12 protein-coding genes and 2 tRNA genes are annotated in these 14,711 nt (G+C 53.1%); 8 read left to right on the top strand and 6 right to left on the bottom strand.

Annotation, left to right across the window (positions count from 1 at the left end; all coding sequences use genetic code 11):
* Positions 1-32: 32 nt before the first annotated feature.
* Positions 33-683, top strand: coding sequence for a response regulator transcription factor (locus AC1EKS_RS04620; RefSeq protein WP_481009441.1), 651 nt, complete (start codon positions 33-35; stop codon positions 681-683).
* A 39-nt stretch (positions 684-722) separates the two neighbouring features.
* On the opposite strand, the gene AC1EKS_RS04615 is transcribed toward AC1EKS_RS04620, so the two are convergent.
* The gene (locus tag AC1EKS_RS04615) at positions 723-1,862 is read right to left on the bottom strand and encodes a sensor histidine kinase (RefSeq protein ID WP_481009442.1); all 1,140 of its coding nucleotides are present in this window, start codon (positions 1,860-1,862) and stop codon (positions 723-725) included.
* A gap of 191 nt (positions 1,863-2,053) precedes the next feature.
* On the opposite strand from AC1EKS_RS04615, the gene hemB reads away from it, so the two are divergent.
* From hemB to AC1EKS_RS04580, 7 genes are all read left to right on the top strand, one after another.
* Complete coding sequence (gene hemB / locus AC1EKS_RS04610) at positions 2,054-3,049, top strand: porphobilinogen synthase (protein WP_481009443.1); 996 nt, start codon at positions 2,054-2,056, stop codon at positions 3,047-3,049.
* Between the two features lie 8 nt (positions 3,050-3,057).
* A complete protein-coding gene (locus tag AC1EKS_RS04605; protein ID WP_481009444.1) occupies positions 3,058-4,671 on the top strand; it encodes a ribonuclease H-like domain-containing protein in 1,614 nt (537 codons plus the stop codon).
* 107 nt (positions 4,672-4,778) lie between these two features.
* Positions 4,779-5,303, top strand: a complete 525-nt coding sequence (locus AC1EKS_RS04600; RefSeq protein WP_481009445.1) for a DUF4870 domain-containing protein — start codon at positions 4,779-4,781, stop codon at positions 5,301-5,303.
* Between the two features lie 276 nt (positions 5,304-5,579).
* On the top strand, positions 5,580-6,878 hold the full coding sequence (locus AC1EKS_RS04595) for an ABC transporter permease (RefSeq protein ID WP_481010267.1): 1,299 nt from the start codon (positions 5,580-5,582) through the stop codon (positions 6,876-6,878).
* A complete protein-coding gene (locus AC1EKS_RS04590; RefSeq protein WP_481009446.1) occupies positions 6,875-8,089 on the top strand; it encodes an ABC transporter permease in 1,215 nt (404 codons plus the stop codon). The genes AC1EKS_RS04595 and AC1EKS_RS04590 overlap by 4 nt, the downstream gene beginning before the upstream one ends.
* Before the next feature lie 8 nt (positions 8,090-8,097).
* Positions 8,098-8,730 (top strand): ABC transporter ATP-binding protein, encoded by a 633-nt coding sequence (locus tag AC1EKS_RS04585; RefSeq protein WP_481009447.1) that lies wholly within the window; start codon positions 8,098-8,100, stop codon positions 8,728-8,730.
* A gap of 227 nt (positions 8,731-8,957) precedes the next feature.
* A complete protein-coding gene (locus AC1EKS_RS04580) occupies positions 8,958-9,854 on the top strand; it encodes a PfkB family carbohydrate kinase (protein WP_481009448.1) in 897 nt (298 codons plus the stop codon).
* On the opposite strand, the gene AC1EKS_RS04575 is transcribed toward AC1EKS_RS04580, so the two are convergent.
* The 5 genes from AC1EKS_RS04575 to gyrA all read right to left on the bottom strand — a co-directional run bounded on the left by AC1EKS_RS04575 (position 9,851) and on the right by gyrA (position 14,709).
* Entirely contained in the window at positions 9,851-10,516 is a 666-nt protein-coding gene (locus AC1EKS_RS04575; protein WP_481009449.1) for a nucleoside/nucleotide kinase family protein, read from the bottom strand. The two genes, AC1EKS_RS04580 and AC1EKS_RS04575, sit on opposite strands and share 4 nt — an antisense overlap.
* 350 nt (positions 10,517-10,866) lie before the next feature.
* A tRNA-Ala gene (locus AC1EKS_RS04570) sits at positions 10,867-10,939 on the bottom strand.
* A 168-nt stretch (positions 10,940-11,107) separates the two neighbouring features.
* A tRNA-Ile gene (locus AC1EKS_RS04565) sits at positions 11,108-11,181 on the bottom strand.
* Positions 11,182-11,305: 124 nt separating this feature from the next.
* Entirely contained in the window at positions 11,306-12,022 is a 717-nt protein-coding gene (locus AC1EKS_RS04560; RefSeq protein ID WP_481009450.1) for a DUF3566 domain-containing protein, read from the bottom strand.
* A 14-nt stretch (positions 12,023-12,036) separates the two neighbouring features.
* Positions 12,037-14,709 (bottom strand): DNA gyrase subunit A, encoded by a 2,673-nt coding sequence (gene gyrA / locus AC1EKS_RS04555; RefSeq protein ID WP_481009451.1) that lies wholly within the window; start codon positions 14,707-14,709, stop codon positions 12,037-12,039.
* Positions 14,710-14,711 lie beyond the last annotated feature (2 nt).

Genomic DNA, 14,711 nt, shown 5'->3' with positions numbered 1-14,711 from the left:
CGTATATCCTAAAAAACAACGAGGAGGTGGCCGTGAGCGAACAAGAAATCACTATCGGGCTGGTTGATGACGATCCCTTTGCGCTGCAAGCACTGGCAGCGATTCTAAATTCCACCCCCAAATGTGCGGTCTCCTGGGCAACCTCCAATCCTGAACAAGCCTGCGAATCCAGTCACCGCGACCCCGTAGACCTGGTGCTATTGGATTACCTTTTAGGAGAAACCACCGGGGACGTAATCTGCAAGCAGATCACCCAGCAAAACCCGCAGCAAAAAGTGGTAATTATTTCTAGCCTGGAAGGGGCAGATGTAGCCCGCACCGCCCTGCTTGCCGGTGCGCGGGGATTCCTAAATAAAGCCGATGTTTTAAAAGACTTGCCCAGTTTCCTTTCGGTAATCATGCAAGACTCCGTGGTGGTCTCCCACGCGGTAGTACAAGGATTGTTCCAAAGTATCCCTGCCCCCTCGCAAATTGCTCTTAGCCAGCGCGAACAAGCAGTTTCAGAGCTAATTTTGCAGGGAATGTCTAACCGCGAGATCGCAGAGAAAATGAGTTACTCCCTATCCACGGTGAAAGAAACTGTAACTGCGCTACTGGAAAAAACCCACACTTCCTCGCGAACAGCGGCAGTGGCTGTCCTGGTGCAAGACGGAGCAGTCAGCTACCCAAATAACCTTCCCTAAGGTTGGGGTAACGAGGACGCGACAATAGCTGAAGTCTACCTAGTCGCCACTAACCTCAAGCTGTAATAGGTTCTGCCACTGGTCAGTGCGTTTACCATAGGTGAGCAGGCCGCCGATCTCCAGCATCCGTTTACTGGCCAGCCCTAACCCCATCTTCGAAGAATCCACTGTCCTGCCCCGGATCTGATTTTTGGTTTCTAAGCGGAAGCTATTTTCAGAAATCCGCGCATTGACACTTACTGGATGCTTGGGATCGCCGTAGCGGAAAATATTTTCAAAAAGTTCTGCCACTACCTGTGTAACTGTGCTCTGTTGCTGCCGGGAACACTCAGTTTCTCCGGTTTTTTCACACTGATAGAAAACCTGGAACCCCTGCTCTTTAAGCCGGGTGACTGAGCTGGAAAGCACCTCCGCTAAACTCTGGGTCACCACCTCTGCCTTTTCTGGCATGCTTTTTTCCGAATTGATGAGGGCGCGGATAGCCTGCGATATTTCCGCGGCTTCGTGCGCGGCAGTGTCCCTAAACTGGTCTAGAGATAACAAGTCCCGCTGGCTTTGTTCCGCCGCCAACGCAATATGCGTGCAGTGCCGTAAAACATTATCATGGAGGCGAACATTCAGGTTTCGCCGCTCCGCCTCCCGGGCTGCCTGTTCGTCACGTCCTACCCGAAAAGAACGATCCATCCAAACTTTGATCAGGATTCCGGCAACCGAGAAACATGCCACATCCGAAAAAGCACCTATGGCTTCGAAATCTACCGGGTTTGCCCAGACGAAAAAGAAAAAGACATTGATTAGCGTAGGAATGAGTACTGCGGGTCCCAGACGCTTGGGGGAAAAAGAAAAAGTATCTAAGAGGGCAATATTGGAGGCGGGAAAAATCGGCGCCCAGTAAATCTCATCTCCCCCAATTAATGCGACCGAAGTCAGCGCGTAACCGACCCAGAAAACCGGGAAACGTATCGCCAGTAAGGCCATGACTAATGCCTCGATCGCCAGCAGATACCCGATATCAAATTCTTGGGTTAATATCCCGTCATACAGTAAGAACAGGCAGTTAAAAACCGCGACCGTAATAATGATGGCTCGAAGTAATAAAACCTTACGGGTAAACTTCTTCCCTAGAGTCTGCCGATCAAAATATAAATACGAGCCCAGAACCTTAAATATCGCACCCACAGAAAAATAATACTTATAACCCTCGGTAGCTGGAGGCATTAAGGCTTATTACCGAATATTTCGCCGCTTTTACGCTGAGTACCCGGGGGGTTAAAAACCAGATTCGGCAGGTGGAAGCGAGCGCTGCGAGCGCTCTTTCGGAAAGCGGCAGGCAGGTGGGTTAAAATCATTGCAGATACCTAGGAGAAAAAATGACAGATGACCTTTTGCTGAAACCGACTATTCGTCCTCGCCGCCTGCGGGCTTTCCCCGCGATGCGTAACCTGATCGCCGAAACCCGGGTCAGTCCCGCCCAGCTGATGCTGCCGGCATTTGTGCGAGACGGGATTGAGGAAGCGGTAGAGATTCCCTCTCTACCAGGGGTTTTCCAGCATACAGTGGAATCGATTCGCGAACTGGCTGCCGAGTGTGTGCAAGCCGGGGTAGGCGGGATCATGCTATTCGGGATTCCTAATACCGCTGATAAGGATGCGCAGGGCAGTCCCGCCTGGGATCCTAACGGAATTTTGAATCGCGGTATCCGCGCGGTGCGCGAAGAAGTAGGAAACGACCTGGTAGTGGGGGCAGACACTTGCCTGGATGAGTTCACCAGCCACGGGCATTGCGGGGTGGTCACCGCGGACGGGCAAGTCGATAACGACGCCACCTTGCCGCTATATGCGAAAATGGCGCTCAGCCAAGCGCGCGCCGGAGCCCATATGGTGGCACCTTCCGGGATGATGGACGGCCAGATCGCAGTGATTCGCGAGGTGCTTGACAAGGCCGGATTCACCGACACCGTGATTTTGGCTTACTCTGCGAAATACGCCTCCGCTTTCTTTGGTCCTTTCCGGGATGCAGTTGCCTGCTCTCTAGAGGGCGATCGCCGCTCTTACCAGCAAGATCCCCGTAACCGCCGGGAAGGCGTATTTGAAACCCAGCTAGATTTAACCGAGGGCGCCGATATGGTGATGGTTAAACCTGCCGGTTACTATCTGGATGTGCTGGCCGATGTGGCGGAAATGTCGCCGGTTCCAGTCGCGGCCTACCAGGTAAGCGGGGAATATGCCATGTTAGAGGCGGCAGCCGCTAATGGGTGGATTGACCGCGAGCGCGCCATTGACGAATCCTTGCACGCGATTGTGCGTGCCGGGGCCGATACGGTGCTAACCTATTGGGCGCTAGAGTACGCACAGCGAGACAACTAAGCTGCTCAATGCCTGATTCTTCCCGCCTGCTTGCAGTTTCCGAGGTGGCACACGCCGCTAACTGTCAGTGGCGGCTCTGGTGCTACCTCACCGACAACACTCAGCTGGAATCCCCCGATGTTTTTCATCGCTATATCGGGGATTTAACTAGCGGCGAGGATGAAAAACTAGCGGCGAAATATCGGGCAGCCGGGAGAGTTTTTCAAACTAACCTCACCTTAACCAGCGAAGATCTGAATGGAACCCTGCCGTTCTTGGTTTATGAGGACGATTCTTGGGTGTTGCAATTGGCCCGCTTTTCCGCCCATGCCCGCCAAGACTCGGTGAATCTTCTGGCTGGTTATGCGCATCTAGCTGAGGCTAATCAGCCGATATTAAACACAGATTTTCCCGCTTTAGCGGCAAAGCTTGCCCCTTACGCCCAGATCTTACTGGCTGATAGCAAAACCGTAGCTTTTCCTCTGGATGAACTGGAAGAGCTGTGGCAACCCATCGCTGACCAGGCACGAGAAATAGTAGCTGATGCGGATTTACTTTCCGCTACCCCCGAGGAGGCGTGGCGCGCCCTCGACACCGTGTGCGGAAGCTGTTCGCACTGTGCCTGGGCGCTGGAGCGTTACGACGACCCCCTGCTGATCAGCGGGGTGGGTCCAGGCCTGCGCCGAGAATTGCGAGCCGAAAATATTTCTACTGCCAGCGCTTTCGCCGCCAATCCCCCTAATGGATATAGCCCAGAACTAATCCGACAAGCCCAGTTGCAGGTGGCGCAGCATCCAGGAGAACTGCTGCTCGAAACTAATCCCCTGTCCCCAGCGCTAATGGCTCTTCCCGAGCCTCGCCCGGGGGATGTGTATTTGGATTTTGAGAACGACTCCCTGTGGGGTTGGACCCTAAAAGATCACACCGGACTGATTTACCTGGGCGGCCTGGTCTGCTGCGATGAAGATTCTTGGGGGCAGCAAAAATCTTTAACTCCGGCGCTACCTATTCGCGGTCAAGAATCGCTATCGGCAGCAGACACCCTAAACGTGGCGGAGGAGGTAGGGGAACTGTCAACGCGCATCGGCGGAAAATACCAGAGCTTTTGGGCGCATACTCGCGCTCAGGAACGCCAGCTGCTGATTGATTTACTGGATTTCTTGCGCCAGCGTTTCCAGCGCTTCCCGAAAATGCATATCTACCATTATTCCCCGCAAGAACGTCTCTACCTGCAGCGCCTGTCTTCCCGTCACGGCCTACTAGCAGGTGAGGTGCGTGACTTGCTTGCCAGCGACGGACCGATGCAGGATCTGCAGCAAGTGGTGCAATCAGCTATTCGCACTGGCCAAGGCGGATATTCCCTTAAAGAGATGGAACCGTTCTATATGGGGTCTTGGATGCGTTCAGAGGACCTGGATAACGGCGCGGATTCGGTTATTGTCTATGACGCGCTCTCGCGAGCAGGCGCCCTCGATCCGGGAGCTAACCTCAGCGTTGATGCTGCCGAGCAGCTGCGACTCCTCGCCCTCTATAACGAGTATGACTGCTGTTCAACCGCGCTTTTGCATCATTGGTTAATCGCTCAATGCAGCCGCCCTCGCCTGAGGGTCAAATTTGATCCCGCGGATCTCGCCGCCAAATAAATTACGCCTTGGTTCCACTCACTCCGCTTTAACCTGCGCTTTTCGCTGAAGAAAAATTATTGCTAGCACTACTTTTGTCCCCGCCATCCTCGGGGGAAAATAGAGGTATGAGTGATAATCAGCCCCAACCCGGCAACTTCGACGATCAGCAGCTTCCCGGGAGCCAGAACGGATCCCACAATCCCTCTTTCCCGCAATACGCTTCCCAAGAGGGCTTCCCGTCCTCTTCTGCCCCCATGCCCACCCCACCGCGCTCTAATAATGGCGGCGCGAACATCAGCACCGATGAACGCACGATGGCGATTCTGGCTCATTTAGCAGCACTAATCGCCATGGTTGTTTCTGCCGGTTGGCTTACCTTTGTAGGCCCCCTCGTCGTTTGGTTTATTTATAAAGATAAAAGTCCTTTCGTGCGTAACGCCTCGGCAGGTGCCTTTAACTTTAACTTGGCGATGACTATAACTTCCGTGGTGGCTTGGATACTCTGCTTCACCATCATATTGATTCCCCTGGCCCTCATTATGTTTGCCGTGGCTTTCGTGATGACCCTGGTGTGTTCGATTAAAGGCGCGGTGAAAGCCTCCAAGGAAGAGTTTTACCGCTACCCCTTCGGGATTAATCTTCTCGACTAACCTATTGGGAACCGCTCCTAGATCTTTGTGACCTAAGATACTTTCGGAACGCTATCCCTGGTAAGAGGATTATTTTCTCCCGGTTTTTCAGGTTCACAGTTTACTCCGGCCCCGGACCCAGGTTTCTTTCAGCCCGGATAGAAAAGCTAACATTTATCTATTTGGGTTACCTAAGTTGTGCTTGGGTTTTATTGAAAGGATCTGGACTTGTCCTTCGTGGGAAGAGCTTGGCGATACGTCGTTAGAAAACCAGTTAAAACTATTGTTTTATTCGCGGTGCTTACCCTGGTAGCCACCGTTTTAATGTCGGCGGACGCTATCGAGAGGGCGAGTGCACGCGAGGGCGCGAAGGTAGAAGCAAAAGCGGGCGCCGGCTTCGTCCTCGGAAATAATCCCCAGTTCAATCAGGGAACCCAGCGAGGAGCCGGAACCGTTAAACCTGCAGATATCGCCCAGATCGCGAAACTGCCTGAGGTAAAAACCTATGTAGCTAGGCAAAATGTGACTGCTGATTTAGTTGGGGCTCAAACCCAAAAACTGGGAACCAATGATTATGACGCCAAAAAGGAAGCCCAATTCGGCAATGCGGTAAACGTGTGGGGAGTCAACCGTACCGATATTGACAATAACTTTCGTTCCGGAGCTTTAACCCTGGTGGCGGGACGGCATTTAAAGCCCGGAGATCACCATAAGGCAATCATCCACGAAGATTTGGCGAAAGCTAATGGCCTGAAAATCGGCAGCAAGCTGAAACTCAAAGGTAATCCTTATGACGTCGATAATTTACGGAAGTCCACTGCGGAAACCGAAACGGAAATCGTGGGCTTGGTGCGCGGCTCCAATACTCGGCAGGCCGCGCAACGCAGCGAACTGTTTGCCAATACCGTTTACACGGATTTGGATACCACCCGCGCTCTCTATCAGATGAGTAAAGACAACGAGATCTATCAGGATGCTAACTTCTTTGTTGGTCCCGAAAAGGATTTAGAGCAGGTAGAAAAGAAAGCCGGCTCCCTCAAGATTGATTGGCGCAACTATCAGCTATCCCCCACCACCCAATATTTAGCGGGGATTACCGGGGCACTTAGCGGGATAAATTCCCTTATGACGACCACTAAGATCGCGGCGTTCGGTTTTTCGCTCTTGATTTTGACACTGGTGCTGTTCCTGTGGATGAATGAACGCAAGCAGGAAACCGGGGTGCTGCTATCAGTGGGCACCTCCAAGGCCAGTATTTTCGCGCAGTACCTGTGCGAACTGGTGATGAGCGCGATCCCTGCGTTTGTGTTGGCGTTCTTCATCTCTGGGTCAATCGCACAATGGCTAGGCGATTCCGTATTGAAATCGGTAAATAATTCGGTGTTGCAAGAACTTGCTCAGGCCGGACAGGCAGGCGCCGATATGGAATCTTCAGCTGCCACCAAGACCCTGAATGCGTTGGCAGTTTCGCTATCTACGCCCTCGGTGGTTACTGCCGCTTTACTAACTTTGCTGGTAGGGGTACTTTGCGTATTGGCAGCATCTTTCCCGATGCTGCGTCGCCCGCCGCGCGCCCTCTTGGTCGATATCAAATGAAATCGCTTAGTATTTGGCGGCGAGCCTGGTATTCGCTCAGCCGCCGCCCGCGCCGCGCCTTGCTGCTCACGCTAATTATGACGGTGGTGTTCACCGCCCTGATTTCGCAGTCAGGAGTACGCGCGCAGGTGGCCGGGATTTCGGGGGCGATTAACTCCGGGGTGAACGCGGGATTCACTGCTCACAGCAATAGCGGCACTATCTCTTTAGCGCAAGCAGAAAAGCTAGGCCGCTTGCCACAGGTGAAACGCTCGGCTTTCGAAAAAGAAACTTTGGCTAAGCCCGAGGGAGCGCAGCTGGTGGCCACCGCTTCCGGGGTGCAACTTGACGGCGAGTTCGCGGGTGATGCCGGGATTATCGGGACTACTAATAGTCAGTTGCATCCGTCCTTTATGGGTAGGCTGTACCGGTTAGAAAGTGGCAAACATTTAGCTGCCGACAGGCGCGGCGCCCTGATTCACCGAGAGTTTGCCCAGCGCAATGGTTTGCGTGTTGGTAGTCAACTGCGCTTGAACGCTGACGGAAGCGCACTAACCGTGCCGGTAGTGGGGATTTTCAGCGGAAAAACCGAGAATCCGGGAGGGCTACCTGCCGGGGCTTCCGAGAATCAGATTTTTACGGACCTAAAAAGCAGTCAGCTCTTGGGAGGAAAAGAACTGACCACCGCTAGGTACTTTACCGGGGACGCCACCGCGCTACCGGCGGCCTTGCGCGGGGCTAAACAGGCAGATCCGCAACTGAGTTTCGATTCTAATGCCGCCCAATTCGCGGGAGTGCTGGCTACCCTTTCGGGGGTAAATAAGCTGCTCACTGCGCTAGCCGTGGGAGTGGGAGGAGCCGGGCTAGCCGCCCTCGCCCTGATAATGATCTTTTGGATTCGCGGACGCACCCGCGAAATCGGAGTGCTACTGGCGGTAGGGAAAACCAAGGCGAATATTTTGGGGCAACTCGCCTTGGAGAGCGCTTTGTTGGCACTAGTCGGTAGCGTTATCGGTACCGCTTTGGGGTACTTGCTATCAGGCAAGGTATCTGCCTTGGTCTTTGCCAAGTCCGCCAGTCCGTCTTTAACCGCCCTGTCTGCGAGCGGGAGCGCCGGGAGTATCCTGGCCGCCCTCGTCCTCGGATATGTGATTACTTTCGCGGCGCTACTTCTAGCGACCGCTCCCCTGCTTCGTCAAACCCCGCGAGCTATTCTCGCAAAAATTAGTTAGGAAAGATTATGAGTATTTTGCAGTTAGATCACCTTGAATATGTGTATCCGGGAACCAGCACCCAGATTCTGTCGGATGTGTGCACCGACTTCGAGATCGGGAAGTTTTATGCGATTGTTGGCGCCTCCGGAGCTGGCAAATCCACGTTGTTGAACCTGCTGGCAGGATTAGATAAGCCCACGTCCGGGGCGGTGCGCTTTGATGGTACCGATATTGCGGAAACTGGCTGGGCTCAGCACCGCAAAAAGCAGATTTCTCTGGTTTTCCAAAACTATAACCTGATTGATTATTTGACTCCGCTGGAGAATCTGCGGCTGGTGAACGGGAAAGCCGGGATTGATACTTTGAGTCAGTTGGGACTGTCTGAGAAGGAGGCGCGGCGCAGCGTCATGGCGCTTTCGGGAGGTCAGCAGCAGCGAGTAGCTATCGGGAGGGCGCTGGTTTCGGGGGCTCCGATTATTTTGGCGGATGAACCTACCGGAAACCTAGATGAGGATACCGCCCGCGAAGTAATCGAGATTCTGCAGCGAGCCGCCCATGAACAGGACAAATGCGTGATCGTGGTAACTCATTCGCGCCAACTCGCCCGCAGCGCCGACGTTACTTTACGCCTAAATCGCCGCAAGCTAGTCGCGGCGTAGTCCGCCAATGGTCGGGCGTTTGCCTGCCGGAGCCTCGCTTTCCCATGACTGCGCGTACCCGCGTTTACATCCCGTAATCCCACTGACGCGCGTGTTTCGATGCCTCACTGTGTAGTGAAACCGGGAAAACATTGCTGTTAAAGTTACGAAAGGGCAAGACTTTATTGTTGGATTAAGGGCGATAAACTGCGAAAAGAAACGCGCTGCACTTGAGGAAGTGATCAAAGGTGACGAAGGGGTTATTTGTAGGTCTCGCAACCTTAGATGTTATCCAGTTAGTGGAAAAGCTCCCTGCAGAAAATGAAAAAATCAGAGCCCTCGATTTCGCGTTTGCCGCGGGGGGACCTGCCACTAATGCCGCGGTGGCCTTCGTGCACGGATATTCAAAGTTAGGACAAGGCTTAGAAAATAGCGACGATGCGGTTCTAGTAACCCGGATATCAAATGACGGAATCGGTGGTCTAATTCGCGAAGACCTCGAAAAACATCATGTCTACGTTAAGGCATCTACGCTACCTGGAAACACGCCCTCGACCGCGGCCACTATTTTGGTAACTCAATCGACCGGCGATAGGGCGGTAGTTTCTGCTACTGACCAGCGAAAAATTGCCCCTGATTCTAGCGAGCTTGCTATCGAGGTCGCGGATTTCGACATTGTGGAAACCGATGGTTACGAAACCGATCTCACCCTTGAGGTGCTCAAACGCGCTCGAAGTGCGGGAATAACTACCGTTTTAGATGGAGGGAGCGTAAAGAGCTACACCGAGGAACTGTTACCTTTTATCGATGTTGCCATTGTTTCGGAGCCATTTGCCGCAGGTAGCAGATCCGTAGAACTTTTCGCTTATCTAGCAAAATTTGGGATCAAATATTCAGCGATTACTCGAGGTAGCAAAGAGATCATCTATTCGGCGGATGGAGTTACCGGAACCATAAAAACCTGCCAAGCACCGGTCATCGATACTCTCGGGGCCGGGGACTTCTTTCATGGAGGTTTCGTTAAAGCTCTGGGCAGGCAAGAACTTTCTGCTGATACTTTCTTAGCTGCGCTTTCCAAAGCGAGCCGGATCGCAGCTTTATCGATTCAATCCTTCGGAACTCGTAAATGGCTGGCCGAAAACTAGCTTTTCTCTGCCCTAATCTCGAAAAGTAATCTGATTAGGGCATCGGCCTGGGGCTTGGTTCTTTCAACGATATTTTTATTGGGGGAATCAACTTCATTGACCCATTTAACCGCGAGCTCTTCAGAGCGTCCCCCAGCCATTTGCCGAGCAATGAGCCGATCTCGAAGTAATGAAACATCAGTATCCAAATACCAGAGGATATCCAGCATTTCCCGAACATTTTCCCAACCACCATTATTGGCGGCCAGATAGTTTCCTTCAGTGACAACGACCTGAACATCTGGCTTAATTTCTATAGCAGCCGCAATCGGCTCGTGCAGCGTGCGCGAATAGGTAGGGACGAAAAGAGAATAGTCTACTATTTCCCGCAACCGTTGCAGCACATTGAGATATCCATTTACATCAAATGTTTCCGGAGCGCCTTTACGATCTAGTAGTTGCTTTTGCCGCAATATCTCATTTGAAAAATGAAATCCATCCATAGGCAAATATGCACTAGGAATGTTTAACACTTCCGTTAAATAATCAACAAGTTTCTGCGCCAACGTAGATTTTCCAGCGCCAGGAGCTCCGGCAATACCGACAATGTTGCGACCGGGGCGCAACTGGCGGTATAGATCTCGCGCGAGATATTCCAGGCATTCAAATTCATAAATCTTCACTCGAAATCCCCCTCAAAGAATTTTACTTCTTTGATATTACTGGCGTCGTAAGGGTCACGGCCGGTATGAGATACGAGAGGCACACGCTATTGAACATTACTTTGAGAATCGGTTACGTTCCCTTTTGGTAAATACTGCAAAGCCCCCTTTCCTAAACCTTTGCATCGCAGGTCACGGGGTCCCCGGAGTGCTTTTACCGAGCCAGACCCGCAACGCACTTTTAAACCACTGGCGCGGGCGAACGCTCAACCCGCGTTCGCTACCTCCCCGCGCCAGCCCTCACGGGTTCTCGTCCCTCAGCTTATAAAATGGTGAAACCCCAGGATAAACCTGGGGCTTCACCATTTTAGTGGAGCTAGCGGGACTCGAACCCGCGACCCTCTGCTTGCAAAGCAGATGCGCTACCAGCTGCGCCATAGCCCCTTAAGAGCCAAGAAGCCTATTTACAGGTACTTCCAAACTCCGGGATCATTGCGTAAGTCATTTGCCGCATTCAGCGCCCAGGCAATAATCACCCCGATAAACAGCAGTTTTAAGATCTTTTTCAAATCTACCTACCTGGTTGATTGCTGAAACAAACTTCCCTCGCAGTGGGCCTAGCTGGGCTCGAACCAGCGACCTCAGTCTTATCAGGACTGCGCTCTAACCAACTGAGCTATAGGCCCATCGTGTCCATCGATGAACACCATTGCAGACTACAACATTCCTAACCCGGCTTTCAAACCCTGCCTAGGTGCGTTTTGTCACGCCCTCTGCCAGCACTCTCACCGAGTACAGAATGTGGTAATCCTACTCGTCGGTAAGTGCCAGTTTTATTCCGCCTACTAGGGAAGTTACTAAGTTATAGATAAACGCCCCCACCGTAGAAAACGCAGTCATTAAAATTACGTTCGAAACCGCGATGATAGTGCTCATCGCCATTACCCGCGGCAAGCGCAAATAATCAATCATTGAAGCAATCGAACCGGTGGGATCAATATCGTTAATAAAATTCTCCACTGAACTAAACACGTTCATCGAGTTCAAAAGCAACCACACCAGCAAACCAGCCAGCACCATCGCGATCCCGAGCGCCACAGAGAGCAGGAAGGAGACCTTCATAACCGACCAGGGATCGATCCGGGAAACCACCAACGAGATTTGGCGGGGCTGATATTCGGCAATCTTCTTTGTCGAGGATGCACTGGAGGTTTCTGCCTCCCCCGCCTTCTTAACAGTGTCGGATTTTTCCGGCACCTGGGGAATCGCAGAGTTACTGCCACCCTTCGAATCCGACTTACGCGCGGTTTTCTTTCCCGCCACCGGGGATGATTTATCGTCCTTGTTCACTAGGCTGTCGCCATCCTTACCTTTACCGTCATCACCTTTAGCTGCCTTATCCTGCGGAGACTGGCGGGAACCGTTTTCTTTTTCTCCGCCCAGATCGTGAGATTTACCCTCCGGGGGGAGATCATCAGCTACTTGCTCTGAGCGAGCCTTATCTTGATCTTTACCATCAGTTGTCATTGGTTAGCCTCTCACTAGAGCTCGGTTGTTTCGGTTTCTAATGCGGCCACTTCTTGATCGAGTTCCTCGTCCGTAGCCTCATCGATTTCACTATCCTCTGCCTTTTCATTATTTAACGCCACGGCCAAAACCGCATCCCCCTTAGCCGGGCGAGTGAAAATCACTCCCTGCGTGTTGCGTCCCGTACGGGGCACTTCGTCCACCCGAGAACGCTGCACTTTCCCAGAATGCATAATCACCATGACTTCATCATCGGGGTCTACAATCAAGGCTCCTACCAGGCCGCCGCGCTCAGCCACCAGGTTCGCAACCTTGATTCCGAGGCCGCCGCGCCCTTGTACCCGGTATTCCTCTACCGAAGTCCGTTTCGCGTATCCGCCCTCGGTCACCACCAAAAGGTCACTGTCGGGACGGATAACCGTCATCGCCAACAGATGATCCCCGTCGCGGAACTTCATTCCCCGCACCCCGGAGGTGGCACGGCCAGTAGGGCGCAAAGCCTCGTCAGAAGCTAAGAAGCGCAGCGACTGTCCCTTATGGGAAACCAACAGCAACTCATCATCACTATTGACCAGTTCCGCAGATACCACTTCATCAGCGCTACCATCAGGCATTTCTCGCAGGTTAATCGCGATCAAACCGCCGGTACGATTGGAATCATATTCGGTAAAACGGGTCTTTTTCACCAAACCCGAACGGGTGGCCAGCGCCAAATATTCGGCATCATCGTAGGAACTAAACGCCAGCACCTGGGCAATTTTTTCCTCTGGTTGGAACGCCAACAGGTTCGCTACATGCTGCCCCTTAGAGTCGCGTCCTCCCTCGGGCAGTTCATAGGCTTTCGCCCGATAAACCCGACCTTTATTGGTGAAGAACGCCAACCAGTGATGGGTGGTGGTGGTAAAGAAGTGATCCACCACGTCATCTTCGCGCAGCTGCGCACCCTTGATCCCCTTGCCGCCGCGCTTTTGGCTGCGGTATTGATCCAGGCGGGTGCGTTTCACATAACCCGAATGGGTGATGGTGACTACCACGTCCTGTTCTTCAATCAGGTCTTCCATCGACATTTCCCCGGCGAACGGCATAATCTTGGTGCGCCGCTCATCGCCGTATTTATCGACAATCTCGCCCAGTTCGGTGGAAATAATTCCCCGCTGCCGCTCGGGACGAGCCAAAATATCTTGTAGATCCTTCACCCGCGCTTCGAGCTCGGTGTGTTCATCCAGAATCTTTTGCCTCTCGAGGGCGGCGAGGCGGCGCAACTGCAAAGCTAAAATCGCATCCGCCTGGACTTCATCCACCCCGAGCAGTTCCATCAGGGCGCTACGCGCTTCATCAACCGTGGGTGATTTACGGATGGTCGCAATCACCGCGTCCAAGGCGTCCAGCGCCATCAGGTAGCCTTGCAAAATATGTAGGCGATCCTGCGCTCGCTTCAGGCGGAAGTTAGTGCGGCGCACAATCACTTCCAGCTGGTGAGTGATCCAGTTAGAGATAAATCCATCGATAGAAAGCGTCCGCGGAACCCCATCTACCAGCGCCAACATATTGGCAGGGAAGGAATCCTGCAACTGGGTGCGCTTATAGAGATTATTTAGAACCACCTTGGGAACCGCGTCTCGTTTCAGCACAATCACCAGGCGCTGCCCCGAGCGGTCCGAGGATTCATCGCGGATATCCGCAATCCCCTCGATCTGTCCGTCTTTAACTAGTCCGGCAATCTTTGTCGCCAGATTATCCGGATTGACCTGGTAGGGAAGTTCGGTAACCACCAGACAAACCCGGGAGTTAATTTCTTCCACGTTGACTATTGCCCGCTGCACAATCGAGCCGCGACCGGTGCGATAGGCACTTTCAATCCCTTTACGCCCCAAAATGGTGGCGCCCGTGGGGAAATCCGGTCCCTTAATCCGCTCGATCAAAGCTTCCATTAGCTCTTCCCGCGAAGCCTCGGGGTGGTCAAGTGCCCACTGCACCCCATCGGCAACTTCCCGCATATTATGAGGAGGAATCCGGGTAGCCATCCCCACCGCGATCCCCTCCGAGCCGTTAAGCAGCAGGTAGGGAAGCCGCGCAGGCAAGACTGTGGGTTCTTGAGTGCGCCCATCATAGTTGTCCATGAAATCGACAGTGTCTTCATCGATGTCGCGCACCATTTCCATCGACAAAGGCGCCATTTTACATTCCGTGTAACGCGGAGCTGCCGGCCCCAAGTTCCCCGGGGAACCAAAGTTACCTTGACCAGCCACCATCGGGTAGCGCATTGACCAGGGCTGTACTAGGCGCGCTAAGGCATCATAAACCGCGGCGTCACCGTGGGGGTGAAAATGCCCCATCACGTCGCCAACTACGCGCATACATTTGGAAAAACCAGCGTTGGGGCGGTAACCGCCGTCATACATGGCATACAGAATCCGCCGATGTACCGGCTTGAGACCGTCCCGTACCTCCGGGAGGGCGCGCCCTACAATCACGCTCATCGCGTAATCCAAGTAGGAGCGCTGCATCTCGGTTTCTAGGTCAACCTGGTTAATATGCCCTTTTGCCTGGAAAAGACCGGAATTATTTTCGAGGGCGTCTGGCGTGGAAGTAGCCCCTGCCCCTGCCCCGAAAGCCGCACCGGAATGCTGGGGGGTTTCCGGGGAGTCTGCTTGCTGATTTTGATCTTGGTTGTCTATATCGCTCATTT

Source organism: Varibaculum sp. C0165D1, from assembly GCF_056590355.1.
This window is presented reverse-complemented; position numbering and strand designations above follow the sequence as displayed.